Origin of the sequence: Microbulbifer variabilis ATCC 700307, assembly GCF_000380565.1 — a bacterium.
GTDB classification, from domain to species: Bacteria; Pseudomonadota; Gammaproteobacteria; order Pseudomonadales; family Cellvibrionaceae; genus Microbulbifer; species Microbulbifer variabilis.
The window spans coordinates 98767-124764 of record NZ_AQYJ01000029.1 but is presented as its reverse complement, the minus strand read 5'-3'; the positions used below and the strand labels follow the sequence as shown (position 1 = coordinate 124764).

Annotated in this window: 21 protein-coding genes; 6 read left to right on the top strand and 15 right to left on the bottom strand. The window is 51.2% G+C overall.

All coding sequences use genetic code 11. The features are described 5' to 3' along the window. Positions 1-11 precede the first annotated feature (11 nt). Both G367_RS0119310 and tcdA read left to right on the top strand, forming a co-directional pair. The gene (locus G367_RS0119310; protein WP_020414803.1) at positions 12-467 is read left to right on the top strand and encodes a thiol-disulfide oxidoreductase DCC family protein; all 456 of its coding nucleotides are present in this window, start codon (positions 12-14) and stop codon (positions 465-467) included. Beyond that, positions 454-1254, top strand: a complete 801-nt coding sequence (gene tcdA, locus G367_RS0119305) for a tRNA cyclic N6-threonylcarbamoyladenosine(37) synthase TcdA (RefSeq protein ID WP_020414802.1) — start codon at positions 454-456, stop codon at positions 1252-1254. The genes G367_RS0119310 and tcdA overlap by 14 nt, the downstream gene beginning before the upstream one ends. On the opposite strand, the gene G367_RS0119300 is transcribed toward tcdA, so the two are convergent. Beyond that, the gene (locus G367_RS0119300) at positions 1251-2108 is read right to left on the bottom strand and encodes a LytR/AlgR family response regulator transcription factor (protein WP_020414801.1); all 858 of its coding nucleotides are present in this window, start codon (positions 2106-2108) and stop codon (positions 1251-1253) included. The genes tcdA and G367_RS0119300 overlap by 4 nt on opposite strands. Positions 2109-2274: 166 nt before the next feature. Between G367_RS0119300 and G367_RS0119295 the strand changes: the two genes are divergently transcribed. Next, positions 2275-3471: an acyltransferase family protein gene (locus G367_RS0119295; protein WP_020414800.1), complete on the top strand. Its 1197-nt coding sequence runs from the start codon at positions 2275-2277 to the stop codon at positions 3469-3471. A 5-nt stretch (positions 3472-3476) separates the two neighbouring features. On the opposite strand, the gene G367_RS0119290 is transcribed toward G367_RS0119295, so the two are convergent. The 3 genes from G367_RS0119290 to G367_RS24365 form a co-directional block, all read right to left on the bottom strand. Then, positions 3477-5141 (bottom strand): aminotransferase class V-fold PLP-dependent enzyme, encoded by a 1665-nt coding sequence (locus G367_RS0119290; protein WP_020414799.1) that lies wholly within the window; start codon positions 5139-5141, stop codon positions 3477-3479. Beyond that, positions 5138-5926 (bottom strand): TatD family hydrolase, encoded by a 789-nt coding sequence (locus G367_RS0119285; RefSeq protein ID WP_020414798.1) that lies wholly within the window; start codon positions 5924-5926, stop codon positions 5138-5140. Before G367_RS0119285 ends, G367_RS0119290 begins: the two co-directional genes overlap by 4 nt. Before the next feature lie 335 nt (positions 5927-6261). Next, the gene (locus tag G367_RS24365) at positions 6262-6744 is read right to left on the bottom strand and encodes a hypothetical protein (protein ID WP_020414797.1); all 483 of its coding nucleotides are present in this window, start codon (positions 6742-6744) and stop codon (positions 6262-6264) included. 492 nt (positions 6745-7236) lie between these two features. Here G367_RS24365 and G367_RS0119270 point away from each other — a divergent pair, with 492 nt between their 5' ends. Further along, entirely contained in the window at positions 7237-8361 is a 1125-nt protein-coding gene (locus G367_RS0119270; RefSeq protein ID WP_020414795.1) for a M14 family metallopeptidase, read from the top strand. Between the two features lie 429 nt (positions 8362-8790). Here the strand turns inward: G367_RS0119270 and G367_RS0119265 are convergent, their stop codons facing one another. Then, entirely contained in the window at positions 8791-10305 is a 1515-nt protein-coding gene (locus tag G367_RS0119265) for an MFS transporter (protein ID WP_020414794.1), read from the bottom strand. Between the two features lie 591 nt (positions 10306-10896). Here G367_RS0119265 and G367_RS0119260 point away from each other — a divergent pair. Beyond that, complete coding sequence (locus G367_RS0119260; protein ID WP_020414793.1) at positions 10897-12099, top strand: phosphatidylinositol-specific phospholipase C domain-containing protein; 1203 nt, start codon at positions 10897-10899, stop codon at positions 12097-12099. A gap of 180 nt (positions 12100-12279) precedes the next feature. Then, positions 12280-14040: a M28 family metallopeptidase gene (locus G367_RS0119255; protein WP_040629288.1), complete on the top strand. Its 1761-nt coding sequence runs from the start codon at positions 12280-12282 to the stop codon at positions 14038-14040. A gap of 203 nt (positions 14041-14243) precedes the next feature. On the opposite strand, the gene G367_RS0119250 is transcribed toward G367_RS0119255, so the two are convergent. The 10 genes from G367_RS0119250 to zipA form a co-directional block, all read right to left on the bottom strand. After that, positions 14244-15878 carry an AMP-binding protein gene (locus tag G367_RS0119250; RefSeq protein WP_020414791.1) on the bottom strand — a complete coding sequence of 545 codons (1635 nt, stop codon included), beginning with the start codon at positions 15876-15878 and terminating at the stop codon, positions 14244-14246. A 140-nt stretch (positions 15879-16018) separates the two neighbouring features. Further along, the gene (locus tag G367_RS0119245; RefSeq protein ID WP_020414790.1) at positions 16019-16366 is read right to left on the bottom strand and encodes an SCP2 sterol-binding domain-containing protein; all 348 of its coding nucleotides are present in this window, start codon (positions 16364-16366) and stop codon (positions 16019-16021) included. 84 nt (positions 16367-16450) lie between these two features. Next, positions 16451-18244 carry an acyl-CoA dehydrogenase C-terminal domain-containing protein gene (locus G367_RS0119240; protein ID WP_020414789.1) on the bottom strand — a complete coding sequence of 598 codons (1794 nt, stop codon included), beginning with the start codon at positions 18242-18244 and terminating at the stop codon, positions 16451-16453. Between the two features lie 178 nt (positions 18245-18422). Next, positions 18423-19490 carry an AraC family transcriptional regulator gene (locus tag G367_RS0119235; protein WP_020414788.1) on the bottom strand — a complete coding sequence of 356 codons (1068 nt, stop codon included), beginning with the start codon at positions 19488-19490 and terminating at the stop codon, positions 18423-18425. Between the two features lie 4 nt (positions 19491-19494). Then, the gene (locus G367_RS0119230; RefSeq protein ID WP_020414787.1) at positions 19495-19695 is read right to left on the bottom strand and encodes a hypothetical protein; all 201 of its coding nucleotides are present in this window, start codon (positions 19693-19695) and stop codon (positions 19495-19497) included. Between the two features lie 269 nt (positions 19696-19964). Next, positions 19965-21353 (bottom strand): class II fumarate hydratase, encoded by a 1389-nt coding sequence (locus tag G367_RS0119220; RefSeq protein ID WP_020414785.1) that lies wholly within the window; start codon positions 21351-21353, stop codon positions 19965-19967. A gap of 56 nt (positions 21354-21409) precedes the next feature. Then, positions 21410-21856 (bottom strand): DUF4399 domain-containing protein, encoded by a 447-nt coding sequence (locus tag G367_RS0119215; RefSeq protein WP_020414784.1) that lies wholly within the window; start codon positions 21854-21856, stop codon positions 21410-21412. 275 nt (positions 21857-22131) lie between these two features. Next, complete coding sequence (locus G367_RS0119210) at positions 22132-22566, bottom strand: hypothetical protein (RefSeq protein WP_020414783.1); 435 nt, start codon at positions 22564-22566, stop codon at positions 22132-22134. A 179-nt stretch (positions 22567-22745) separates the two neighbouring features. Then, entirely contained in the window at positions 22746-24797 is a 2052-nt protein-coding gene (ligA, locus tag G367_RS0119205; protein ID WP_026305268.1) for an NAD-dependent DNA ligase LigA, read from the bottom strand. Positions 24798-24937: 140 nt separating this feature from the next. Then, on the bottom strand, positions 24938-25978 hold the full coding sequence (gene zipA, locus G367_RS24360; RefSeq protein WP_020414781.1) for a cell division protein ZipA: 1041 nt from the start codon (positions 25976-25978) through the stop codon (positions 24938-24940). Positions 25979-25998: the final 20 nt, after the last annotated feature.

The following is a 25998-nucleotide window of genomic DNA, read 5'->3' as shown; positions in this document are numbered from 1 at the left end:
CTTCTTTAGTTATGCTCCCCCCCACTCCCAAAAAGATCGTTATCTTCGACAGCATCTGCAACCTCTGTAACGGCTGGAGCCGCCTGCTGCTGAAGTATGACAAGGAACACTATTTCACCCTCTGTCGAGCGCAGTCAGCCGCAGGACAGTATCTTCTCCAGAAACTGGGAATGCCTCTGCAGGACTTTGAAACAATGGTTTTGCTGGAGCGCGAAAATGGCTCATTCCGCCAATATCATAAGAGTGATGCTGCCCTGCGTATCGCAGCCTCCCTTACCGGCTACTGGCGTTTAATTGCCCTTTTGCGATACATTCCACGTCCCGCACGCGATCTCCTGTATGACCTGATCGCCCGTAACCGGTATCGCTGGTTTGGCCGACGTAACAGTTGCCTGCTGCCAAGAGCTGCAGACGAGCATCGCTTTCTGGAAGAAGTATCGGAAGAGAACCCCAATGAGCCAGTCTGAACAATACCTTCAACGCTTTGGCGGTATCGGCCGCTTATACGGCAATCGCGCTTTGGAAGCATTGAGCAGCGCTCATATGTTGGTCATCGGCATTGGCGGCGTAGGCAGTTGGACTGCAGAAGCTCTGGCCCGCAGTGGAGTCGGATCCCTAACCCTTATCGACCTGGACGATATCTGTATTACTAACACTAACCGCCAAAGCCACGCGCTGGCTACCACCATTGGCAACATGAAAATTGAAGTAATGGCGGAACGCCTGCGGCAGATCAACCCCGAAATTCAGGTCAATTCCATTGAGGACTTTATCGCCACAGATAACCTGGCCGAGTTAATCGATCCAGGTAAAATGCCCATCGATATTGTTGTCGATGCAATCGATAACGCCCGGGTAAAAGCCGCTCTGATAGCCTACTGCAAAGCGCGAAAACTGCGCCTGATCACCGTAGGCTCCGCCGGAGGCAAATGCTCACCCCAGGCTATTGAATGCACTGATCTCGGGCGAACAATCAATGACCCTATGTTGGCCAAGGTACGCCAGCACCTGTATCGATTCCATAACTTCCAGAAAAGCCGCAAGCGCCTGTTTGGCATTGATGCTATCTATTCAAGTGAAGCAATGGTCTACCCAAAGCCTGATGGCCAGGTTTGCCAGCAGAAGAGCGCTATGCAGGATGGGGTTAAGCTGGATTGCAGTGGCGGCTTTGGCGCCGCCACTATGGTCACGGGTACCTTTGGTTTTATCGCTGCCAGTAAAGCGATTGAGCGACTCCTTCAATCGAAAAGTTAAGCCGTCACCAATTGGGCTCTAAGGCGATCGCGATAACGTCGACTCACAGGCACCTGTTGTCCATTTGACAATCGAATGCGCGCATCGCCACTGTCCAGGGTCTCAATTTCAGCGATAGAGTCCAGACGCACAATATAAGAGCGATGTACGCGCACAAATGAATCTGGATCCAGGCGCTCTTGCAACTTTGCCATGGTGCCCCGTAAAGGGTAAATCCTGTTTTCCAGATGCAGATTAACGTAGTTTCCAGCGGCTTCTACCCACTCGATATCCCGCACATTGACTAAAAATTCCTTGCCCAGCTTTTTCACAAGAAGCCGCTCGGGGCGCTCAATCAGATCTACTGACTCCCCATCATCCGGCTGCTCTAACATGCATACCTCTCCCTGCAAACGAAGTAGCAGGAAGCGATACAAATAAACTGAACCTAGTAGAAAGCCGTATGTACGGAAATCTTTGAGGTATTCATAGAAAAACTCTACAGGCCAATTGCCAAAGTCATAAGAGCCACCCTCCAGGCGATAGATCCCGGTGCGCAATACCACCATACCGACAACATGTAGCAATGACCACGGCAGGGTAAACAGCAAATGGATCAACAGGTTGCGCCGGATCTTTCCCTTCTGCAGGGGGAATCGGCGATCCCATGCCAATAACAAGGGAAGCAACATGGCTATCACCAGGATACTGGTGCCCTCCCAAACCAGGAACTCCCAGGGCTCGAAGCCTGACTCTCCACCATGATGTTCGAGATATTCCACCGCAAACTGCACCAGCCACAGCACGAGAAAAAACAGTGCCCAGAATCCCACTTCATGTAACCGTCTGCGCGCCAGGTACCTCTGCACCGTCATTTAATTCAGCCCTGTATGAATTTTCAGCGGCAGTCTATCCGCTATTTATCCCTAAAAGCCACCACTGGTACCCAAACAGGGACCAATCGACCCTTTGTAGTGGCGTGCGACGTGTTGAAGAGGGAAGCATAGTGACTACTCGAACCATGCCCATAAGAAGGAAAAAATGGAAAACAATTCTCGTCGTCGCTACGATATCGATGCCCTACGCGTAATAGCATTTGGCCTGCTGATCTTATATCACCTGGGAATGGCTTATGTCGCCGAGTGGAGCTGGCATGTAAAAAGTGCCAATCAAAGTGAGACTCTACAGCTCATCATGCTGGCGGTGAATCAGTGGCGCATGCCGCTACTATTCCTGATCTCCGGTGCGGCGACTCACTTTCTGTTTAACAAGTTGGGGAGTACCGGCTTCCTGCTGCGCAGATTGAAGCAGCTATTGATTCCCCTACTGTTTGGCATTCTCGTTATAGTGCCACCACAAGCCTATTATGAAGCGCTCAGCAATGGCGTGATAGAGCCCGGCTACCTGAGTTTCCTTTGGCGCTACTTCTCCTTTCAACCTTGGCCTGCCGATAGCTTTGCTGGCAGCCATGTTGGTTTCACCTGGAATCACCTTTGGTACCTGCCCTACCTGCTCTGCTACACCTTAGTCATTATCCCTGTTGCCCATTACCTGCGAAACAAGCAGTCACTGTTGAAACATTGGATATCTGGTATCAAATCCTGGCACCTAGTATTGTTGCCGCTCCTTCCACTGACCCTGTATGGCCTCTTTCTCTTCCCACACTTCGGCGGTATTAACTACGCAGTAGTAGGCGACTGGTACACCCATGCCCAGTTCTTTACATTCTTCTTTATTGGCTACCTGCTTGTGAGTAGCCAGGCACCCTGGCAACTGTTGACACGTCTACGTATTTTCCTTCTGTTTGCTGCGCCGGCTTGCTTCGGCCTGTTCCTGCTTTTTACTCGGACAATAGAGGAAAATTCATTTCCAGGTCAGTCACTTATCAACCTGATAATTATCTATACCAACCGCTGGCTTTGGCTGCTGCTAGTACTGGCTTGGGGGAATCACTACCTCAATCGACCTTTCTCCTGGTTACCCTATGCAACAGAAGCAGTCTACCCCTGGTACATATTGCACCAGACAATAACCGTAACGGCGATCTTTAAATTGAGGAGTTTGTCTTTAGGGCCAATAGTTGAGCCCCTACTTGTATTGGCAATCACAATTGTCGGATGCCTGGCTATCCATGAGTTGCTCATTAGGCGGATACCTCTGCTGCGCTTATTGTTTGGCCTTAAGCCCCTGGTATCGAAAGGGGCAGCGGGCAAAAATCCTGTGCCTCAGGGTAGCTAAACCCATTAAACCTCAGCAGTACCGTCTTCTATCTGGTGCAAAGCACGGCGCAACAAGGCGTAGAAGCCATTAGTGCGCGATTGACTGAGGTGTTTACTAAGCCCCAACTCCTTAAAGAGCTGGGGCAGATCAAGCGCCCTAATTTCCTCCAGGGTACGACCATCAATTTGGGAAAGAAGTAGGGCCCCAAGTCCTTTCACCACACGGCTATCACTATCAAGACCAAAATAATGGCGCCCCTCCCTCTCCTTGTGTACCAGCCAAGCCTCTGACTCACAGCCGCGTACCAGATTTTCCGGGTTGCGGATCTCAGGTTTCGCACTCACGACTTTGCTCCATAGTAAAAGTTCGCGGTAGCGCCCCTGCCAATTACGCTGGGATGTCAAGCGCTCCAACAATAACGTGGAAAAGTCATCCAGGTCCCAACTGTTACTCTCATCTTCCAGCCCCGAGGCGGACACTTGCTGCACTTCACAGTAATCCTCAAGTGCTTGTAAAAAATCCCTAATATCACTATCTGTGTTATACGCCGCAACGGAAGCACGCACTGTCACCAGGTTACCACTAGCTCGCCCGAGTAGTTGCGCACAATGATGCCCCACACGCACGGCAATATCCCGCTCATCCAGCCAATGCATTAAATCAGCTGCACTGCCATACACTGGCACAAAAGCAACAATTCCCAGGTTGTGGTGCACCTGGCTAATCAGACGGAAGTTTGGCGAAGCCCTCAACTCGCGATGAAGCCAGCGTACAAGCTTCTGCTCATGCTCCTCCATCGCCCGGCGATCCTGTTGGGCGAGAAAGTCGATCGCAGCACCAAGACCGGCAAGCGCAGCCAGTGGCGATGTCCCCGCTTCAAACTTATGCGGCAAGCCAGCATAGCGACTGGTATGCAGTTCCACTTCTGAGATCATTTCACCCCCCCCCAGCCATGGGGGCATAGACTCCAAGACAGCCTCCCTTCCATAAAGGAAACCCACTCCGCTCGGCCCATAAAATTTATGGGCTGAACAAACAAAAAAATCACAGCCAATTTTCTGCACATCTATTTGTTCGTGGGCCGCCAACTGTGCACCGTCAACGATCCACATAATGTGTCTACGCCGCAACAATTGGCGGATCACTTCCAAGTCGGGTCGCAGGCCAATAGAGTTCGAGCCACCGGTCAGGGAAACCACCCGGGTGCGTTCGCTCAGCACTTCACCCAAACGGTCAAATTGTGGGATACCAGCAGTATGGGGGACAAAGCGCAAAGTCAGATGATACCGTTCCGCTGCCATTTGCCAGGGAACAATGTTGGCATGGTGCTCAGCAGTGGAAATAACAATTTCATCTCCAGGCTCCATGTCACTACAAAGACAGTGGGCAAGAAGGTTCAAGGCTTCAGTGGCGCCGCGACAAAATACAATTTCTCTCTCGCTGGCGGCATTCACAAACTGCGCAGCCTTCTTACGAACCTGCTCCACCATTTCAGTGGACTTCCGAGCTAGACGGTGGCTAGACCTATGAGTATTAGCACTGCTATGGATATAGTAATCACGCACGGCATTAATTACGGGCATCGGCTTTTGGGTTGTGGCCGCATTATCCAGATAAACCAGCCCAGCATTTTCTTCCTGGGCAAAAAGCGGGAACTGCTGCTTAAAGTGTTCTGCAGAAAAACTCATAAGGAAAATAAAATCTCAGTATTGTTTTGTGTCTTATCCGCAATGTCCTGCAGGGAGACACCGCGTAACTTAGCCAGCTCTGCGGCTATTAACGGCAGGTTTTCCGGACTGTTGCGCAACCCCTGCCTGCCCGAAATAGGCATGTCTGGCGCATCGGATTCAAGTACCAGGCTCTCAATGGGCAGCTGCGACACAGTTCGGCGGGTTTTCGCCGCGCGCGCATAAGTAATAGTGCCACCGATGCCCAAATAAAAACCCATTTTCCAGTAATCCATAGCCATCTGCTCACTGCCACTAAATGCATGGATCACACCTCCTCGGGGCAGGCGGAACTGTTTCAAGAGCTTCAGCACCTCATTGTGTGTCCGATGCACGTGCAATATCAGCGGTAATTCGAATTCACTGGCGACTTCCAGCTGTACTCTAAATACTGCTTCCTGAATTTCAATAGGCGTCTCAATAGCTGCATCAAGGCCACACTCTCCAACGGCAACACAATGATTCGAATTAAGGTAATCAGAAAGTGCCCAACCAAGCGCTTCAGGTTGAATCAGGCTCCCATCGGGGTTTGATTCTTTTGCTACCCACCATGGATGAATACCCGCAGCCCCGTACCATCCCGACTGGCTACCGGTCAAAGCTGTAAGTGGATGCCACTGTGCTCGGCAAACTCCCGGAATAATCAGGCGAGTTACTCCTGAATTAATACATCGCTGCCAGACTTGAGCGCGATCTGGTTGAAAGGCATCAAAATCAAAGTGGCAGTGGCTATCGATAAATTTCACGAGTGTATTCCCGGCTTTGTCTGCATCTTAGCATGGAGCCCTCCACTCGCCTCGAATGCCCTTTCCAGAGGAAAGCCTTCGATAACTGCGAGTTAGGAAAGAGAAAAAACCGGAAAAAGCCCTGTGAATGCCACCCTGGCATCTAGCATGAACCAAATACTGTTTATTAAAGTTTGGTTGCTTGGGGACTGTCGTCTGCGGCTTGCTGGAACCCCTTTACTCTCAGTCCGGGCTCGGCTAAGTATCTGGAGAAAGAGCAGAGGCGACATTGAGAGCTACCATTACACAGCTGGCAGCTCATCAATATCAAAAATATGATATGACAGCAGTGGGAGTTAGCGTGACGCAGTCTGGGTTGACGTCGCTGCCCGTAAGGCTGCCGAATCCTCCAGCCAGAGAATTTCACCACTATCAACTTGGCTTCCAGTGACATCCGACAAGGTTTCACTCAATCGCTGCAGGTTCTCATGCTCTAAAGCGGAGGTTTCAACCGGTACCTCCAGCCAAGCCTGTCCCTTTTCATCGACAACCTGACGCACCTCACCTTGCTCAACACTACTGACGTGCCGATCAACGACTGAACTCCTACCTGGCGGCAGGTAAATGGTACCGTTGGTAAAATCCACTGCAAAGGCCACAACCCCTGGAATAATACCAAAAAGCAGCGCTGCACCATCCAGTATTACTACAGCCGGATCAACACGCCCACCGGCCTGCCCCTTGCGCTCCGGATACAGAAAGTAACCACATGCGCTGAGGTTCATTAACATTGTCAACAAGCCGCTGAACACAATGCCACGTTTGATATTTCTATTCATGGCTTACCTCATTTATCTAATTGAATAATATTTCTGTAAGGTCATGGGCCCTCAAATTGAAGTTTGCCAACCCAGCACGCTCTTACACGGGGCTATCGCCCCATTCAGCATGGACAGAAGATAACCAAATTTACGCCGATCTGCACCAAGGTACAACATTTGATCACCGAGACTGCCTAAACTTTAACCAGCACTAGCTGCGGTATGTCATGGAGAAGTAAACGATTTCTGACAGTGTGGAGTGACGCACTTGTGATCAGGCCGGGCAGTGAGCAGTCGCCAGGGGTCCGACACCGGAAATTTCAGGGAGCAGTAGTCGTAGCAGGTGCCGCCAGGGATTGGCTAAAGCACGGTATCGAATTCGATACCGTGCTTTTTTATTATTGGCAGCGCGAAATCGCACCATAAAGTGGCGATATTCCCTTTCCTATTCCTGAAATATTCCCCATACCGCTGTATCCTGCGCCCAACAACAAGCGTGGAGCTCTCTAAATGTATATAACCAGTGCTTTTGACAGCGGCAATATCGAAGTCATCAATACTGATAGCAGCCCAATAGAACTGGCCATCCGCCAGGACAATAATTCTGATTTTTACCAGTGGTTCCACTTTCGCCTCGAAGGCGAAGTTGGGGCCAGCTACCCCTTGCGCATCGTCAATGCGGGCAAATCAGCATACCCGGAAGGCTGGGAGAACTATCGAGTATGTGCCTCATACGATAGACAAAACTGGTTCCGAGTCGGCGCCAACTATGACGGTAACACCCTCGATTTTACAGTTACCCTGGATGAACCAAGCATTTATATCGCCTATTTCGCCCCCTACTCCTGGGAGCGGCATCTGGACTTGCTGGCGTGGGCGCAGAGCAACGATCGGGTGAAAGTGCAAACCCTCGGTAAGACCCTCGACGAGCGCGACATGACCATGCTCACTATCGGAGATGCTGATACTGCCAAGCACCGGGTATGGATGATTGCTCGTCAGCACCCCGGAGAAACTATGGCCGAGTGGTTTGTAGAGGGCTTCCTTGAAGCATTGCTGGATGATGCCAACCCACAGGCCCAGAAGCTGCTCACTGACACCGTTTTCTATGTGGTCCCCAATATGAACCCCGATGGCAGTGTCCGAGGACATTTGCGCACCAATGCCGCTGGTGCCAACCTGAATCGCGAGTGGCTTAACCCAACGATGGAACGGAGTCCTGAAGTATTCCTGGTGCGAGAAAAAATGCTGGAAATTGGTGGGGATATTTTCTTAGATATTCATGGCGATGAAGCGCTTCCCTACAATTTTGTTGCAGCTTGTGAGGGTATTCCCGGCTACGATGAACGCCATGCGAAACTGGAGGAGACCTTCAAACAGGCCTATGAGGCCCTAAGCCCTGACTTCCAAACTGAGCATGGTTATGAGCTGGACAAGCCTGGCGAAGCCAACCTCACTATTGGCACCGCCTGGGCCGGCCACCAATTCCGCACCCTGGCACTAACTCTGGAAATGCCCTTTAAAGACAACGACAACCTCCCCGATCCCATAGAAGGCTGGTCACCAGCCCGCAGCCAACAGCTGGCCCGCGATATCCTGTACCCGATACGTGAAGTACTAAAAACCCTGAAGTAAAACCAGGTCACAAATGGCCCCGGCCGATACGGCCGGGAACCCACTTTCAAGGAAGCAAAACTCACTGCCTGGATATTAGTTTAGAGACATGGAGAAGAGTGGGCGCTATAGTTTTCGGCTTAATAAAAGACATTTCTTATTATATTAATTATTCAATGAATACAAACAAATCTACCCGCTCCAGGTAGGCTTTACGTACTGGATCCAGCTTACTCATGTTGGCGTAATAGTGAAGGCAACCTCTACGATTATTCACTTAGAACAAATATCAAAACACATTTACAATTAACTTCAATAGCATTCACTACGATGCACAAACTTTTGTACAGTAATCTCCAATGAGAAGATTTATCAACCCTTTTCGTTGACTGACTGCAACATAAAATTTTTAAATCATCCCAAATCGAAAACAGAAAAAATATTGAAAACTTACAGCGATTTTTTCAGTAGAAATATAACCATCAACAAAAGTAAAAAGGTAAATGCCACCAACCCCCACATTACAGATTGAAAAGCACTCGCGAAAGACTGGTCAAACATTGTAACAACTTGGCTATGAAGCTGACTGGAAACTCCTGCGGCACTGTGGTCAACTCGCTCAGGATTCATTAATAGAGCTTGAATATACTTTTCAAAGCTATGTGACATAGCAATCCCATCTTCCTTTATCAACTGTAACAAGTTGTGCTTTTCCAACAACCGGAAAACAGTACCAGTAACAGCCAGACCAAGTGCAGCACCAATATTCTGAATACCCCACAGCATACCTGTGGCAATACCGGCACTATTCGCAGGCAGGGCACCTATTGCGATAGGCGCGGTAGCACTAAAGACAAAGCCCCAGGCAATACCAAAAGGAACAAAAGCCAACAATAAAGTAGTAAAGTTTGTTTGGGTAGAAAATTGCGTCATTACTATGGCCGCAATCAAAATACATATTACACCGATTAGTATCGGGGCAGCGGGACGTGAGTTTGTAGCCATTCGCCCTGCAAGCGGGGAGACTAATGCCATCACCAAAGTAATTGGTAGCAGTATCAATCCGGACATCACTGTTGTGTCCTGGCGAACAACGTGCAAGTAAAACGGCAACAGGAAAAATGCAGAAATCAAAAACACCAACAAACTAAAATTAGTCAGCACACAGGCAGAAAATAGAGCGTTTTTAAAGTAGGAAAAATGAATTAGCGGTTGCTCTAATTTGTTCTCAACCCTATACAGAAGCCAAAAACCAATAATAGAAACCCCCAATAGAACCAGAGCAGGCCAACTCATCCACCCGATTTGAGGCCCCTCCACCACCAGCAATACCAACGATCCAACACTTAGCGCGAGCAAAATCATACCGCGCCAATCTATATAGCTCTTTTCTGCATCCAGGCACTGTGGACTCTTCATCATAAAGAGCCCTACAACAACACTGACCAAGACAAAGGGAATATTAATAAAGAAAATAGAGCGCCAAGAAAAAAGATGGCACATTATTCCGCCCAATACAGGCCCAAGTGCAAAACCTATCGCCAAAATTGACATCCACCAGCCCATCGCAAAACCCGCTTCTTTCTCCACAAAGCTATGGGACAGTAACGCTATGTTATTTGGCACAATGATGGCGATAGCAACACCTTGTAAACCACGCCAGACAATCAACCACAGTGGATCATTTGCCAACCCAGCCAATAGAGAAGCAACTGCTAGCAGTATCCATCCAACATTTAGCATTTTTAACGAACCAACAATATCCCCGAGACGCCCCATGCTCGCCATCAGGATACAGAGCATTAACATAAAGATATTGATTATCCATTGGGTCTGGACAAATGTAGCGCCGAGGCTTTGCTGAATAGTAGGGAGGGCAATACTGACTATGGTGTAGTCCAGGCCCAAGATAAAAGTAGCGGGAAAGGAACCCAGTAAAATAGTCCATTTGTTGAGTCGCTGCACCGCTCAATGCTCCACTTCGTTATTCCCAAATACCTGACTGGCGATAACAACCACCAAAGAATCAAGCATCTTCTAAGCCAATAATAATTGTAGGGGGTATTTATTGAGATAAGACTCATCCCACTTTCCCCACACAGTGGACTTTCTACCAATAAGCATAAAGGGCATATCACGACACGGGAGCCTTCACAAATAGCAATAAAAGTCCCCAGACAATCCCTTCTCATACACTAACAAGTGAACGCTTAGTCAATACAAATACTGACCAATCAACAAGAGAAATTTGAGTTAACCCAAAAAAACCAAAAATAGAATAACCAGTCACCACAAAACATTATCAACTCAATATTGGAACTTTCTATTCACGCAACCGCCCGGCAACCAAACCAACATCCCAAAAGCCAATAGTGCATTTCACTTTTTCTAGACAGGGAAATTTATCCATAGTAAAAACCCCAAAAATAATAAATAAATCTCTACTTCACACTCTCAAAAAAATAAACCAATAAAAATCAACAAGGCTGTTCATTTATTCAAAATACGAAGTAAATGAAACTGCTACTCAACCCCCAACTCCCCCGGAGAATAATAATGAAACGCAATATCATGCAGCTAATCCAGGCAACAGCTATTATCTCGCTGTTTGTTTGCTCCCCCCTTTGGGCAGATACCGTTACTGATTTTCAAAATAGCTGGGCTGGTAAAGCTCTGGATCTACAACGGAAAATTGACAACCACACGCCTATGAGCGAGAACAATATTCTCGGTACGCACAATACCTACAATTCGGAAGTGTACCGGGCTTGTAACTTCTCTGTTGGTTGCCGCTACCTTGACCCCCAGCAGGAATATTCCATCAAGGATCAACTGCGGATGGGTGCCCGCTTTATAGAACTCGATGTTCATTGGACAGCGAAGATGGAGAGCCTTTTCTCCTACCCCAAACGCCTGCTGCTCTGTCATGGACTATGCAGCCTCAATGACAAGTATGCGACCGAAGGCTTCAATGAGGTAAGAGCCTGGCTCGAAGACAGCGCAAATCAGGATGAAGTCATTATTCTGTACATCGAAGATCACTCCGACGGTCGCCATCAGGATCTTTACAATCAGATTAACAGCCGTTTCGGCGATAGAATTTATTACAGTGGCGGCTGCAAAAGCATTCCAAACACCCTAACTAAAAATCAAGTACTGGCAGAGGGCAAACAGGTAATTTTGTGGAAAGATGGCGGCTGCTCTGGAAACAGTGATATGCAAAATATGGCATTCACTGGTCTCGGTGAAATTGGTCGAGTATGGGAAGACAGCACCACCATTGGCACCATTGGGGAAATTTTTAACGGCGGTATCAAGAGAATTACTGCCAATGATGTTCGCGAAGGCTTTGCCCTTGGCCGCAACATCATCAATCTAGACAATATGAATACTACCGATGGACGCATCGCAGCTGCCATCTGGTCATGGGACCAAAGCGAACCCAACAATCTTAATAATGAAGATTGCGCGATGCAGTGGGGTAATGGTCGCTGGAATGATGCCAATTGCAGCAACCAGTACAGCTTTGCCTGTAAGAATATGAATAATGGCAGCTGGCTGGTCAGCGCCTCCATCGGCCCCTGGTCCCACGGAGCCAATATTTGCCAGTCACTTGGTAGCGAGTATGTATTTGAGGTTCCCACTAACAGCCAGGACAACCAGGCTTTAAAAGCAGCTAAAGAAGCTACTGGTTACGACAAAGTTTGGGTCAACTACCAGGACCAAGCCAATGAGGGACAATGGCTCCGCAGCGAGTGAGCCTTAGGTAAATAAATATTTGGTAAAAAAACTGAGTTCATATCCCTATTCTGGGCCCGCTTGCCTATGCAGCGGGCTCTTTTTATGCGGACCCCATTTATACCGCCCACTCAGAGCTGTCGTTAGTTTAGTTGAAATGGGGCATAATCTATGCCTGAGCAAGACTCTCAGGACATAATTATGCGAATCCCTACCCTCTGGCGCCGCCTTGGCTTAACCATAGCCGTTGGCAGTGCACTTACCGCCTGTGGTAAAGGCAACCCCGAAGCCACCAAACCGGAAGCAGATCACAGTGCAGCCCATGCTGAGCATCAGGCCGCTGAATCCAAGCTGTCCCTCAGCAAAGCTGAGCAGGCGCAAGTTGATGCCATAGCTGCTGATCTGCACAAGCATATTGCAATCCTAGCTTCCGACGAGTTCGAAGGGCGCGCTCCTGCCACCAAGGGTGAGGAGCTGACCGTTACTTACCTGGCAGAACAGTTCAAGGCCCTGGGCCTGGTACCCGGCGCCGTAGATGCCGCCGGCAAGCCAAGCTGGTTCCAGCAGGTGCCCATCGTGGAGATGGAGATAGAAGCCTCTCCCCTTAAATTCTCAGGAAATGGTTTCGAGCAGCAGCTGCAACCTATTGAAGACATGGTGACCTTCACCCAAAGGCAAACTGCAGCCACCGCCCTGGATAACAGCGAGCTGGTATTTGTCGGCTACGGCATTGTCGCTCCTGAAAACAACTGGAACGATTACGCCGGCCTGGATATGAAGGGCAAGACAGCAGTCATTCTGGTCAACGATCCTGGTTACGCGACCAAGGACAAAGCTCTGTTCAATGGCAATGCTATGACCTACTACGGTCGCTGGAGCTACAAATTCGAGGAAGCGGCCCGCCAGGGTGCTGACGGTGCAATCATCATCCACGAGACCGGGGCTGCGGGTTACCCATGGGAAGTGGTTAGCGGCTCCTGGTCCGGTGCGCAAGTCAGCCTCGAAGCTGAAAACAAGAATGCTGACCGTGTCGCTGTAGAAGCCTGGATGACTAACCAAGCCGCTAACGAGCTATTCAGCGCCGCTGGTCTGGATTTACAAAAGGAAATGGATGCAGCCAAAGCCCAGGGCTTCAAACCCAAGGCCCTTGGGGTAACTGCCAGTGTTCAGTTGAAAAACCGCCTGCAGAAATCCAACTCCCGCAACGTAGTGGCCAAACTACCCGGCACAAAGCACCCGGACGAAGTGGTTGTTTACACCGCACACTGGGATCACCTGGGTGTCAACAAGAACGCGGAAGGTGAGGACCGGATCTTTAACGGTGCCGTGGATAATGCAACAGGTACTGCCGGCCTGCTCGCTATGGCAGCCGAAGCCGTAAAACTGGATCGCCCGGAACGCTCACTACTGTTCGTAGCTGTAACTGCTGAAGAGTCCGGCCTGCTCGGCTCCAAATACTACGCTGAAAAGCCTGTAGCCCCCCTGGAGAAAACGGTTGCCGGTATCAATTTTGATGCAATGAATGTTCTGGGCCCAGCCCGTGACATCACCGTGATTGGTTACGGTAGCAGCGAGCTTGAACAGCTGCTGGAAGTTTCTGCCAAAGGCCAAGGTCGCTACCTGGCTCCGGAAGAGCACCCAGAGCGCGGCTACTTCTATCGCTCAGATCACTTCAGCCTGGCGAAGAAAGGCGTGCCCATGCTGTATTTCGATTCCGGAACAGACAACTTTGAGCATGGCCGCGAATGGGCCCAGGCGAAAGGCAATGAGTACGTTAGCCAGCACTATCACAAGCCTGGCGACGAGTACGACCCCTCCTGGAACCTAAAAGGTTCTGCTATGGATCTGCAGCTGGGTCTGAAACTCGGCTTAGAACTGGCCAACAGCCGAGACTGGCCCAACTGGTATGAGGGTAACGAGTTCCGCGCGATTCGCGATGCAAGTGCAGAGTCACGCAAATAACTGGTAACCTCCCTTTATTCGCGGCGGCACCCCAGGGCTGCCGCGACCTTCTCTCCCCTTTTACTTACACAACCCTCTCTCGCAGTCTTGGTCTCCTCCTGCAAAACCATCTACTAACCCGGCACAGTTAAAAATAAAAAAGCCCCACCGTTTCCAGTGAGGCTTAAAGAAAATAGCTAACCGGGACTTCACCCGGCTAAGCACTATGCGCTAACGGCTTCCAGCTTTTTCAATTCCTCATCGCGCAGTTCACGGCGCAGGATTTTACCCACATTCGTTTTGGGCAAGTCTTCGCGGAATTCCACTTGCTTGGGCACCTTGTAGGCAGTCATATTTTCACGACAGAAAGCAATAACTTCATCTTCAGTCAGAGACGAGTCGGCTTTCACCACAAACAGTTTTACCTGCTCACCGCTCTTTTCATCGGGCACACCAATCGCTGCAGCTTCAGTGACTTTCGGGTGGGCACTCACTACATCTTCAATTTCGTTGGGGTACACATTAAAGCCGGACACAATAATCATGTCCTTTTTGCGATCTACAATTTTGATGTAACCATCATCCTGTATAACCGCCATATCCCCGGTATTCAACCAGCCCTCACTATCGATAGTATCCGCAGTTGCCTCCGGACGCTGCCAGTAACCTTTCATTACCTGAGGACCGCGCACGCAAAGCTCACCGGGAGAATTATTCGGCAGGTCATTACCATTTTCATCAACCACTTTGACTTCGGTACCCGGCACCGGGATACCAACAGTACCTAACTGAACACCATCGGTAGGGTTGAAGGACACAACAGGGGAAGTCTCGGTCATACCATAGCCTTCCATTACCACACAGCCGGTCATCTCTTCCCAACGCTTGGCCGTATCTCGGGTCAGAGCCATACCGCCGGAAGCTGTGGAATGCAGTTTACTGAAGTCCAGCTCAGCAAACTCCTTGTTACGCATCAAACCATTAAACAGGGTATTGAGGCCGACAAAACCAGTGAAACGCTGACCTTTTAGCATTTTTACAAAACCGGGAATATCGCGCGGGTTCGGAATCAGCAGCGAGTGATTGCCAGTCGAGAAGAGACACATGCAGTGAATGGTAAAAGCGTAAATATGGTAAAGGGGCAAAGGCGCGATATAGTATTCCTCACCCTCTTTCATGCCACTGCCAAACGCTTCGCGCACCTGCTCCATATTCGCAACCAGGTTGCGGTTGGTGAGCATAGCGCCCTTAGCCACGCCAGTAGTACCGCCTGTGTATTGCAACACGGCAATATCATCCGGTGTGCGCTCAGCATCCTGCTGCGGTTGCTGGGCACCGAGAGTCATAACCTCACGGAAGGACACCTGGTTGGCGAAGGAAAACTCCGGCACCATTTTCTTAATGTACTTGGCAACGCTATTTATCAACGTGCGCTTGAGCGGACTGTGCAGGTCCGCAATCTCAGTAACAATTACTTCTTCCACGCCGGTTTCCGCAACTACTGCAGAAGCAGTATCGGCAATATTGGCCAGGACGATTAACGCCTTGGCTCCGGAATCATTTAGCTGGTGCTTTAACTCACGCTGGGTATACAACGGGTTAGTATTAACCACCACGAGGCCCGCACGCAGGGCACCAAAAACCACTACAGGATACTGCAGTACATTGGGCAGCTGGACGGCGATGCGATCACCCGGCTTTAAATTTGTATGATTTTGCAGATAGGACGCAAACTTCGCGCTCAGAGTGTCAATATCGCCAATCGTCAGAGTTCGTCCCAGGCAGGTAAAAGCCGGTCGGTCACCAAATTTGGCGCAAGCGCCCTTAAAAACATCGAGTATGCTGCGTTCAATGTCCAACTCTCTTCTCCCATTCCTGATTGTTGTTGTCGCTTGCTCTCATCTTCCGTCCTTATAGACGAAACCTGCCATCTAAAGGCGCCAGCGAGAATTTATTTATTGTTTGTAGTATCTTGCGAGATAGTGAAAAAGAGGTGCTTTCATGCCTCTCCAAACATATCTCCCTTTTTACTCCGCGCAGGAAATAAACCTGCCAAGGCCGCCGCCAACTCTCTATCCCCCGTGTACTGGACGTCCCCCAAGAGAAAGGCATGGCGCGCGTTTAAATGACCATCCAATATTGCTTTGAGCGTTTGGTTAGCCATTTCTAATATTAGTGCCGGCTGTTCTGCTTGTCCGAATTCGGATACCACTTCAAGGTCATTGGCGCTACCAGTGATATAAACAAAAAAATCACAGGCGTCCGGCAGCCGAAACTGTACCCGAGCAAGTGGGTGCAAACAAGCTAGACGCCGAAGGCGCTGCTGCACTGAGTCCGGCAATTGCATCGGAATCTCTCCGTTATTAACCACTACGGCGCCGGTAAAAAAAACCGCCGGTAAGAACCGACGGTTTTTTTACTGGGAGTGGAATTAGAACGCAAAATGCTCAGCGTCCAGATCCATTAGGTTGGCCGCACCACTAAGCATGGTCGCTGCGTGGCTGGCGGTACGTGGCAGAATACGCTCGAAGTAGAAACGCGCAGTCTTCAGCTTGGCCTGGTAGAAATCTGCTTCAGCGGTACCTTCTGCAAGTTTCTCATTGGCCAGTTTGGCGGCACGGGCCCACAAGTAACCGAGTACGGTATAACCGGAGAACATCAGGTAGTCGACAGAAGCCGCACCAACTTCATCCGGGTTTTCCATTGCTTTACCACCAACATGCAGGGTCAAATCGCCCCACTGCTTGTTCAGCTCCTGCAGCTTGGTCACGAAAGGTGCAAGCGCTTCATTATCAATTTCCGCCTGGCAGAACTTGTGTACCTTCTTGGTGAAACCGCGCAGCAGTTCGCCCTGAGTCATCAGCACCTTGCGGCCCAGCAGGTCGAGAGCCTGAACACCGGTAGTGCCCTCATAGATAGTAGAGATACGTGCATCACGTACATTTTGCTCCATACCCCACTCGGCAATGTAACCGTGGCCACCAAAGCACTGCAGGCCCAGGTTGGCAGACTCAAGGCCGGCTTCAGTGATAAATGCTTTGGCAATCGGCGTCAGGAAAGCCAGCTGGTCTTCAGCTTCTTTCTTAGCAGCCTCGTCACCCTTGTGGGTAATGTCTACCAGCAGCGCACAGTTGGCAACCAGCATGCGGCTGCCTTCAGCGATAGCCTTTTGGGTCAACAGCATACGGCGAACATCGGGGTGTACGATGATCGGATCAGCCGGGCCTTCAGGGTTCTTGGCGCCGGACAGGGAGCGCATTTGCAGACGGTCCTTGGCGTAAGCCAGGGACTTCTGGAAGCCGATTTCTGAGTGAGCAAGACCCTGCAGAGCCGTACCCAGGCGCGCGGTATTCATAAAGGTGAACATATAGTTCAGGCCTTTGTTGGGCTCGCCAATCAAAAAGCCTTTTGCACCGTCAAAGTTCAAAACTGCAGTGGCATTACCGTGAATACCCATTTTGTGTTCCAGGGAACCACACACAACGCCGTTGCGCTCACCGACAGAACCATCAGCATTAGGTACAAACTTGGGCACGATAAACAGGGAGATACCCTTGGTGCCAGCCGGTGCATCCGGAAGGCGCGCCAGTACGATATGCACGATGTTTTCAGTCATGTCGTGCTCACCGGCAGAAATAAAGATTTTGGTACCGGTAATTGCGTAGGAGCCGTCTCCGGTGGGCTCAGCTTTGGTACGCAAGATACCCAGATCAGTACCGCAGTGAGGCTCGGTCAGGCACATGGTGCCAGTCCAGCTACCCTCAACCAGCTTGGTCAGGTAAACGGCCTTCTGCTGATCGGTACCATGCTCTTCCAGGGTATTCATGGCGCCGTGGGACAGGCCCGGGTACATGCCCCAAGACCAGTTAGCGATACCCACCATTTCGCTCATGATGGTGCCCAGAGAGGGCGGCAGGCCCTGACCGCCATACTCGGGATCGTGGGGCAATGCCGGCCAGCCAGCTTCTACGAACTGTTGATAGGCTTCTTTAAAACCTTCCGGGGTGGTGACCTCACCGTCTTTCCAGGTACAACCCTGCTGGTCGCCAACCTGATTCAGCGGTGCCAGTACGTTTTCACAGAACTTCGCACCCTCTTCCAGGATGGCATCCACGACATCAGGAGTCGCCTCCTCAAATCCAAGTGACTCGTAATGCTTGTCTGAGTCCAGCATCTCGCGCATGACGAAACGCATATCACGCAGTGGCACTTTGATATCGGTCATCCTGATACCCTCAATTTGTTTATGTTTAGGACCAAGCGCAAAACTGGCCGGTCATAGTTGTGACTAATTACTAGGATTTGTTCATCATAGTAGTAAGCCGGCAGCCCTCTCTATGGCTAAATCCGTCCAAAGCGGTGACAAATCGAGGCGGGAATTCGAAAAAATGTGACCAACCCGGTCAAATATCCAGGCCGGCAGCGGCGCGACCGCCCCGCCGATACTCACCTGGCGTGATACCTGTCCACTTCTTAAACGCGCGAAAAAATGCACTGGATTCGTCGAAGCCAAGCATCTCGGCAATCTGTCCATTAGACAGGTCTGGGCAGCTTAAATAGTGAAAAGCAGCCTCCATGCGACACTCATCCTTCAGTTTCTGATAGGAAGTCCCCTCCTGCTGCAATCGACGGCGCAGGGTTGTCACAGACATATTGAGGCGATCTGCCACCGCCTCCGCTGCAGGCATGGATTCACTCACATCCCGATTCAGGATGGTTTTCACTTTTGTTTTGATACTGTTCGCGCTGCCGTCGCTGATCACCAGGTGGTAGGGCGCGGTACGGATAAAATCCTCGACCATCTGCGGGCTCTGCACAACAGGATACTCGAGATAGCGCGTATCGTATTCGAGGGCATTAAATGGCTGCTCGAACAGTAACTCATCAGCCTCGCTCTGGGCCAGGCTGCGGAATTCTTCCGGGCACGGGAATGAAAAGTGCAGACGCGCTAAGGGCACCTCGCGCCCGGCAAGCCAGCAATAGAAGCGGTGCCAAACCGCCAAAGTTGTGCGCACCACACTGGGACTGGTGGAGGCTAACAGCTGATCAAACTCGCCTTCCTCCAAAGAAGAAATGCCATGAATCTCTACCCTCACACGCCCGGAGGGGTCTCCCTCAAGCACGGGCTTCACCTTAAAGCCCCTACAGATCTCCATAAACTCGGCACACAGTGTGATCGCTTGACGCAAAGTCGCGCAATTTACCACTGCCAGACACAGTAAGCGGAAAGAGCCTGAGCGCACACGCCCGCCACTGAGCATGCCAAACCACTCATTTTGGGCCAGCCACATTACCCTCTGGTACAGCCGGCCGTACCTGATCGCGGAGAAAGCGGCAACGCCCTCAAGCTCGGCTTCATCAATGCCGACTGAGTTGAGTAACTCTTTGCGATCGCAACCATGGCGAATCGCCTCCTCCAGCAAACGCTCCAGGTAGGCAATCGGTATGCGGATATCCTCTTCTGACGCCATCTATCTACTTTCGCCTGCGCAGCCAGTTCAACAAAGCCCCAAACCCCATCGCAACTACAATAATGACAAACAGCACTACCAGAAGAAGTAGGAAGTAGTACACAACGTCTCTGACAGGCAGGTCCCAGCTATAAATCGCTGCCACGACAAATGCGACACAGGCAAGTACGCTGGTAATAAAGGAGCGGCGACTTTTATTGGCCATGGTGATCTGAATAAATTGATTGTAAAACCGGTGAGATTACCACTTTCTGTGGCGCTACCATTGTATTGTCGGTCTCAGGTACCGACGCGGCGTCGAATCGTGAGGGATTGGCAGGTATCTGTCAACGCCGCAGGAGGCGAGGATGCCCAGAAGAATGCTGGAACCCGAGGATCAGGCCACCCTGTTGCGCCTATTTCGCTGGATGATGTGCATGACAGCGATTATCACCCTAATCATGCTGGGCATCGCCATATTTGCCTGAAACCCAGTTACTCACCGACCAAACCGCCCTTCGCCAGGTGCGCAGGATCCAAAAGATCTTCAAGGGTCTTGCGGTCAAGATCAGTCATTTCCAAAGCTACATCCAATACTGGCCTGCCGCTGCTGTAGGCGGCCTTGGCAATCTCCGCTGCCTCAAGATAACCAATTACAGGATTTAGCGCCGTCACCAATATAGGGTTGCGTCCCAACGTCTCCTCTATGTGCGCCCGGTTTATCGTAAAGCCAGCGATAGCACGGTCCGCCAGCAGAAGTGATGCATTGGCAAGCAGATGAATGCTTTCGAGCAAGGTACTGGCCACTAGTGGCAACATAACATTTAACTGGAAGTTACCGCTCTGCCCGGCCACGGTAATCGTGGTGTCATTACCCATCACCCGCGCAGCTACCATGGCCGCCGACTCGGCAATTACCGGATTAACCTTACCCGGCATAATACTGCTACCCGGTTGCAGGGCCTTAAGTGCTATCTCAGTTACTCCGGCCAGGGGACCACTATTCATCCAGCGTAGATCGTTGGCGATCTTCATCATCGCCACCGCCAGTACCTTGAGCTGTCCAGACAGCTCTACTGACGTATCCTGACTTGAGATAGCGGCAAACAGGTTGTCTGCGGGGCGAAACTGTTGTGAGGTGTGAGCGCTGAGCTTTTGTGCAAACAGCTCGGAAAAATCCGGGTGGGCATTTAGCCCTGTGCCGATTGCAGTCCCCCCCTGGGCCAGCTGCGCCAGGCGCGGCATGGTCCCACGGATCCGCTCGCGGCAGTCCTCTACCTGCGCTGCCCAGGCTCCCACTTCCTGTGCCATGGTCATAGGCACCGCATCCATCAGGTGAGTACGGCCGGTTTTGACCACACTTTGCACTTCCTCCGCCTTATCACACAAGCGGGTATGTAAGTGGCGCAAGGCGGGCAACAATTTATCGCGCACCGCAAGCAGCGCAGAGACATGAATTGCCGTGGGGATTACGTCATTACTGCTCTGGCTCATATTGACGTGATCATTAGGACTGATAGCGAGCCCATTACCCTTACCGGCCAGGTGTGCCAACACCTCGTTAACGTTCATATTCGAGCTGGTGCCCGAGCCAGTCTGGTAAATATCCACTGGGAAGTGAGCGGCAAACTCCGGATCGCCAAGACTGTCGCAGGCAGCGATGATCGCCGCTGCTCGCGCTTTATCCAGCAGCCCCAAGTCTCGATTTGCCTCGGCCGCCGACTTCTTAATCAGCACTACAGCCTGAATAAACTCTGTCGGTAGACCCTTGCCACTGACTGGGAAATTTTCCACCGCACGCTGTGTTTGGGCCCCGTAGAGCGCTGCCTGCGGCACCTGGATTTCACCGAGGCTGTCCTTTTCAGTGCGGAATTTGTCGCTCATTGCTCTTCCTCAAGGTGTACCAAGGCACACCGGTGACTATCGTTTTATGCCGTGGATCACTCTACTTCGATAGTGATCTTCTTGGACATCACCGGCTTTTCATGGGGTACATGCATGTAATTACCCAGTACCAGCTGCAAAGTATGTTTACCTGGCGGCAAAGTGACCTGGGTCTCTGTCTGGCCACCGCCGAAGTGGATAATGTTCTCACTCGCAGGTAGCGGCTTACTCATATCCGGCATTTCATCCACGTCGATCAGCAGGTGGTGGTGCCCGGTATTTTCACTATCCACTCCAGCCGGAGCCACCCCCATACCAGACAAACCAAACTTCACAGTAAATGTCCGAGGAACCTTCTCGCCATCCTTGGGGGAAATAATATAGAGTTTGGCATTCTCCGGCGCCTTGCTGGCCATATCGGTTTTGGATTCATGCTCCGCCGCGTGTAACAACGGCGACAGCATCAGGGCGCTGGCAAAGAGTAGAGAGCTTGCTTTGATCATGATCATTCCTTCCTGATAAGGCGCCCCAGGCGCCATTTCTTATAATCCGGCTTTATTGCCAATCATTGGCTTTGTTTTTGCCAAATGACAGAGGCACTTTACCAGACCATCGTTTCACTGAAAGGCATTCACTGGGAATATAGTTGCCGAATCGAACCAGTACATCAAAATCTGTGACTCTAGTAGTGCAACAGCGACTGTGCCAGCTGGATAGCTGGCGATAGAGAAAATATTAGCTGACGGGATTATTGCCTGAGAGCCTCGGCTGTAAATTCTTAGACACTGACACGCCCTTCCTGTGTCCACTCGCAGCGCACCTGCATATCGCCACTACCCGGCTCATGATAGAGGCCGGCTGCCTCCCAGCTAAAAGAGTGGACTCCCGACAACTCAGTTTCCAAATGTACAGTTGCCGACACCCAGTACATGCTCTTCAGCAGCTCTTCAAACTTCTGAATCCACATATCCCACTCATACTCCACAGCCCGGTATGAGGCACCGAAATGAATTACGTCAGTTTGGTACTGGGACTGCTTTACCTTGATGGTAGGGATGGAAAACATATCGCGACAAAGAAAAGGCCACTCATCGGCACTAGGTAAGGCCAGGACCGCATTGCGGTTAACCCGGCGACGTTCACTGCCGCCGCTAAGACTATTGCTGTCTTTGATACAACCGTAAACTATGGATTCCTGATCGCCCTGAAGCATTAATTCCATTCCTTACCACAGCGCCACCGGACATCAGGTACCCAGGGCAAAAAAGATCTTGGAGATGCACTTTAACGGCGAAGCGGCAAGAAAGCCATAACTCCGCGGGCGATCATTTATGTTGAGCGGGAATTAACGGAAAACGCGGGTACTGTTTCACAGCACCCACGAGGCGGAAGTTATATTTCAAAGCCCCTCTGGCGCAGCATTTCCATTAAACCCTCCTCATCCATTACCGGAATGTTAAGCTCCCGCGCTTTGTTCAGCTTTGAGCCCGCTCCCGGGCCCGCCACAACATGATGAGTTTTTGCTGACACACTACCAGCCACCTTGGCTCCAAGACGCTGCAAGTAGTCTTTGGCTTCACTTCGGGAAAGGGTTTCGAGTTTTCCGGTGAGCACCCAGGTCTGCCCTGATAGAGGTTGCTCCTCACCACCCGTTTCCTCCGCTGGCCAATGTACTCCAGCCTGGCGTAGAGCTTCGATTTCCTCTTGAGCATGGGTCTGCTGGAAAAACTCAGCAACGAAGTGAGCTACTGTCGGGCCGACATCATCTACTTCCTGTAAAGCCTCTTCATCAGCAGCCATCAATGCTTCCAGGGTGCCAAAATACCGCGCCAGATTTCGCGCAGTCGCCTCACCGACTTCGCGTATCCCCAATGCATAGAGGAACTTCGGCAGAGTGGTATCTTTACTGCGCTCCAGCGCATCCAACAGATTTTGCGCGGACTTTTGCCCCATACGCTCAAGACCCGCCAACTGTTCGAGTTCAAGGTGATAGAGCCCGGAAACAGAATGCAGCAGCCCCTCATCCACCAGTTGCTCCACCAATTTGTCTCCGAGACCGTCAATATCCATGGCCTTGCGCGAGGCGAAATGTCTGATGGCCTGCTTGCGCTGGGCGCTGCAAATCAAACCACCGCTACAGCGGGCTACGGCTTCACCGGGTGTCGACTCAACAGGCGAATCACATACCGGACAGTGCGTGGGAAATTCAATTGCCTTGGCATCCTTCGGCCGCTTCGTCTCCACCACCGAAACTACCTGCGGAATTACATCACCAGCACGGCGAATAACGACAGTATCGCCAATCATAACTCCGAGGCGCTGAATTTCATCGCGGTTATGCAGAGTTGCGTTGGAGACGGTAACCCCACCGACAAATACCGGTTTTAACCGAGCTACCGGTGTTACCGCACCTGTGCGCCCCACCTGGAATTCCACATCGAGAAGCTCGGTCATTTCTTCCTGGGCAGGAAATTTATAAGCCATAGCCCAGCGAGGTGCCCGAGCCACGAAGCCCAATCGCCGTTGAAGGGGTATGCTATTAACCTTAAATACAATACCGTCGATATCGTAAGGCAGGCTCTCGCGCTTCTCCCCCAGCTCTTTGTGATAATCGATACAAGCCTGGATATCTTCTGCCACACGCATCTCGCTATTAATGCGAAACCCCCATTGCCCCAACAATTCCAGAGTTGCTATATGCTCCTCCGGCAGGCTCGCCCCCTCTACCAGCCCGGTACCATAGGCGCAAAGTTCTAATGGGCGCAGGGCGGTGATACGGGAGTCAAGTTGACGCAAACTACCGGCTGCGGCATTGCGCGGATTGACGAACAACTTTTCACCTGCTGCGGCAGCCTTGCGATTCAGCTCGGCAAATCCCGCCTTGGGCATATAAATCTCACCGCGCACTTCCAGAACAGCGGGAAACCTGGCAACCCCTTTTGCCTGACGCAAGCGCAATGGCACCGAACCCACCGTTCGCACATTTTGTGTAATATCCTCGCCGGTGGTGCCATCACCACGGGTAGCCGCGCGCTGGAGAACACCATCTCGGTACAAAAGGCTGATAGCAATACCATCGAGCTTTGGCTCACAGGCATATTCAATTGGCCCCCGGCTATTCAATCGCTCGCATACCCGGCGATCAAATTCCACCAACTCTTCATCATTAAATGCATTGTCGAGCGAAAGCATCGGCACTTCATGGCGCACCTCGGCAAAGGAGGACAGGGGCTCAGCACCAACCCGCTGGGTAGGCGAATCTGCAGTCTGCAGTTCAGGAAACTGCTGTTCAATATCCTGCAATTCCCGCAAACGTCGATCATATTCCGCATCCGGCAGCTCCGGATCATCCAATACGTAATACTGGTAATTCGCTCGCTGGAGCAGTTCGTGCAACTCCTGCACCCGATCGCGGGTCTGCTTGGGAATAGTTTGTATGGTCATCAACAATTCAATTGAAAAACAGGTTAAAAAAAGAAATTTGAATTTGGTATACAGCAGCGGCCCCAGGCCGCGGTCAAAACCCCAGGGGATTCCACCGCGGCCTGGGGCCGCTGTTACTGACAAATAAAAGTTTTTCGCTATCAGTTCTGTGCCATAGCCAATGCGCGGCGGCGCTGGTATTCCATGACACGCTGGCGATAGTGCTCAGCGGTCTGGGCAGTGAAAACACTGCGATTTTCATCTTTCAGCTCCCCACCGAGCAACTTGGCGATGGTGTAAGCGGTGGACAACAGCTGATCAAATGCCTTGATCGCCTCCCCCTCTACCGGCAACGCCAGGAACAGGCTAACCCCGGGAGTGGCAAACTCCTCCATCTGGGCGAGATCAAAAACGCCCGGCACAACGATATTTGCCAGGCTGAAAATAACCGCTCCATCGGCTCCACCACCCTCGTGGTAATGGAAAATATTCATTTCGCCAAAACGCATACCCGAAGCCACCATCACCCGCAGGAGATCATTGCCCTCAAAGTAATCCCCTTCCGGAGCCATCACATTAATGACAAGAACTTCGTCGCGCACCGGTACTTTTTCCTGGGGGTACTCATCAGCCAAAGGCATTTGCGGGCCTGGATCCCGGTGTGCAGGTGGCTCATTTTCGGGAGAAGTTGTGGTTCCTGCCCTGTCCTCACTGATCGCATGCAGGCTCTCGGATTCATTCAGTTCCGGCTCAAAACGCTGCTCTTCACTAATGGACTCCATTAAGGTAGGTACCTGCTCTTCCAGATCAAGCACACCCTGCTCTTCCAGTTTGCGCTGGGGTGTACTCCCTGCGAGGGGCTTACGCGAGGAAATAAAACTCTCTTGCACCTGGCGGTTGACGTGCAGGGCATCTTCCATTGCGCGGCGCTGAACTACGCGCACCTGGCCAGGCAGTTCACTGTTCGCCTGCCTCTCCTCAGCACGTTCATCACGGGGTTTGCTCGGTGTATCATCAGCGGTAGGTTTGGGGGCCGATTTTGAGACGGGGTCAGCTTCACTGTCCACCTCAGATTGCATCGCCTTGGATAAATTTCGGGAGACTTTTACAGCCGCCCGCTGCCGCATGATTGCGCGGCGCACACCATCCAATACCGCGATAAGCAGCACTACTACCAGGATTGTAACCAGCCAGTTATCCATTTTAAGCGTCTCTCCTTTTA

Coding starts and splice junctions, on each gene's coding strand:
- G367_RS0119255 (WP_040629288.1), top strand. CDS start 12,280: ATGCGAATCCCTACCCTCTGGCGCCGCCTTGGCTTAACCATAGCCGTT.
- G367_RS0119210 (WP_020414783.1), bottom strand. CDS start 22,566: ATGCTTCAGGGCGATCAGGAATCCATAGTTTACGGTTGTATCAAAGAC.
- G367_RS0119290 (WP_020414799.1), bottom strand. CDS start 5,141: ATGAGTTTTTCTGCAGAACACTTTAAGCAGCAGTTCCCGCTTTTTGCC.
- G367_RS0119260 (WP_020414793.1), top strand. CDS start 10,897: ATGAAACGCAATATCATGCAGCTAATCCAGGCAACAGCTATTATCTCG.
- G367_RS0119270 (WP_020414795.1), top strand. CDS start 7,237: ATGTATATAACCAGTGCTTTTGACAGCGGCAATATCGAAGTCATCAAT.
- G367_RS0119215 (WP_020414784.1), bottom strand. CDS start 21,856: ATGATCAAAGCAAGCTCTCTACTCTTTGCCAGCGCCCTGATGCTGTCG.
- ligA (WP_026305268.1), bottom strand. CDS start 24,797: ATGACCATACAAACTATTCCCAAGCAGACCCGCGATCGGGTGCAGGAG.
- G367_RS0119220 (WP_020414785.1), bottom strand. CDS start 21,353: ATGAGCGACAAATTCCGCACTGAAAAGGACAGCCTCGGTGAAATCCAG.
- G367_RS24365 (WP_020414797.1), bottom strand. CDS start 6,744: ATGAATAGAAATATCAAACGTGGCATTGTGTTCAGCGGCTTGTTGACA.
- zipA (WP_020414781.1), bottom strand. CDS start 25,978: ATGGATAACTGGCTGGTTACAATCCTGGTAGTAGTGCTGCTTATCGCG.
- G367_RS0119310 (WP_020414803.1), top strand. CDS start 12: ATGCTCCCCCCCACTCCCAAAAAGATCGTTATCTTCGACAGCATCTGC.
- G367_RS0119295 (WP_020414800.1), top strand. CDS start 2,275: ATGGAAAACAATTCTCGTCGTCGCTACGATATCGATGCCCTACGCGTA.
- G367_RS0119240 (WP_020414789.1), bottom strand. CDS start 18,244: ATGACCGATATCAAAGTGCCACTGCGTGATATGCGTTTCGTCATGCGC.
- tcdA (WP_020414802.1), top strand. CDS start 454: ATGAGCCAGTCTGAACAATACCTTCAACGCTTTGGCGGTATCGGCCGC.
- G367_RS0119230 (WP_020414787.1), bottom strand. CDS start 19,695: ATGGCCAATAAAAGTCGCCGCTCCTTTATTACCAGCGTACTTGCCTGT.
- G367_RS0119245 (WP_020414790.1), bottom strand. CDS start 16,366: ATGCAATTGCCGGACTCAGTGCAGCAGCGCCTTCGGCGTCTAGCTTGT.
- G367_RS0119235 (WP_020414788.1), bottom strand. CDS start 19,490: ATGGCGTCAGAAGAGGATATCCGCATACCGATTGCCTACCTGGAGCGT.
- G367_RS0119300 (WP_020414801.1), bottom strand. CDS start 2,108: ATGACGGTGCAGAGGTACCTGGCGCGCAGACGGTTACATGAAGTGGGA.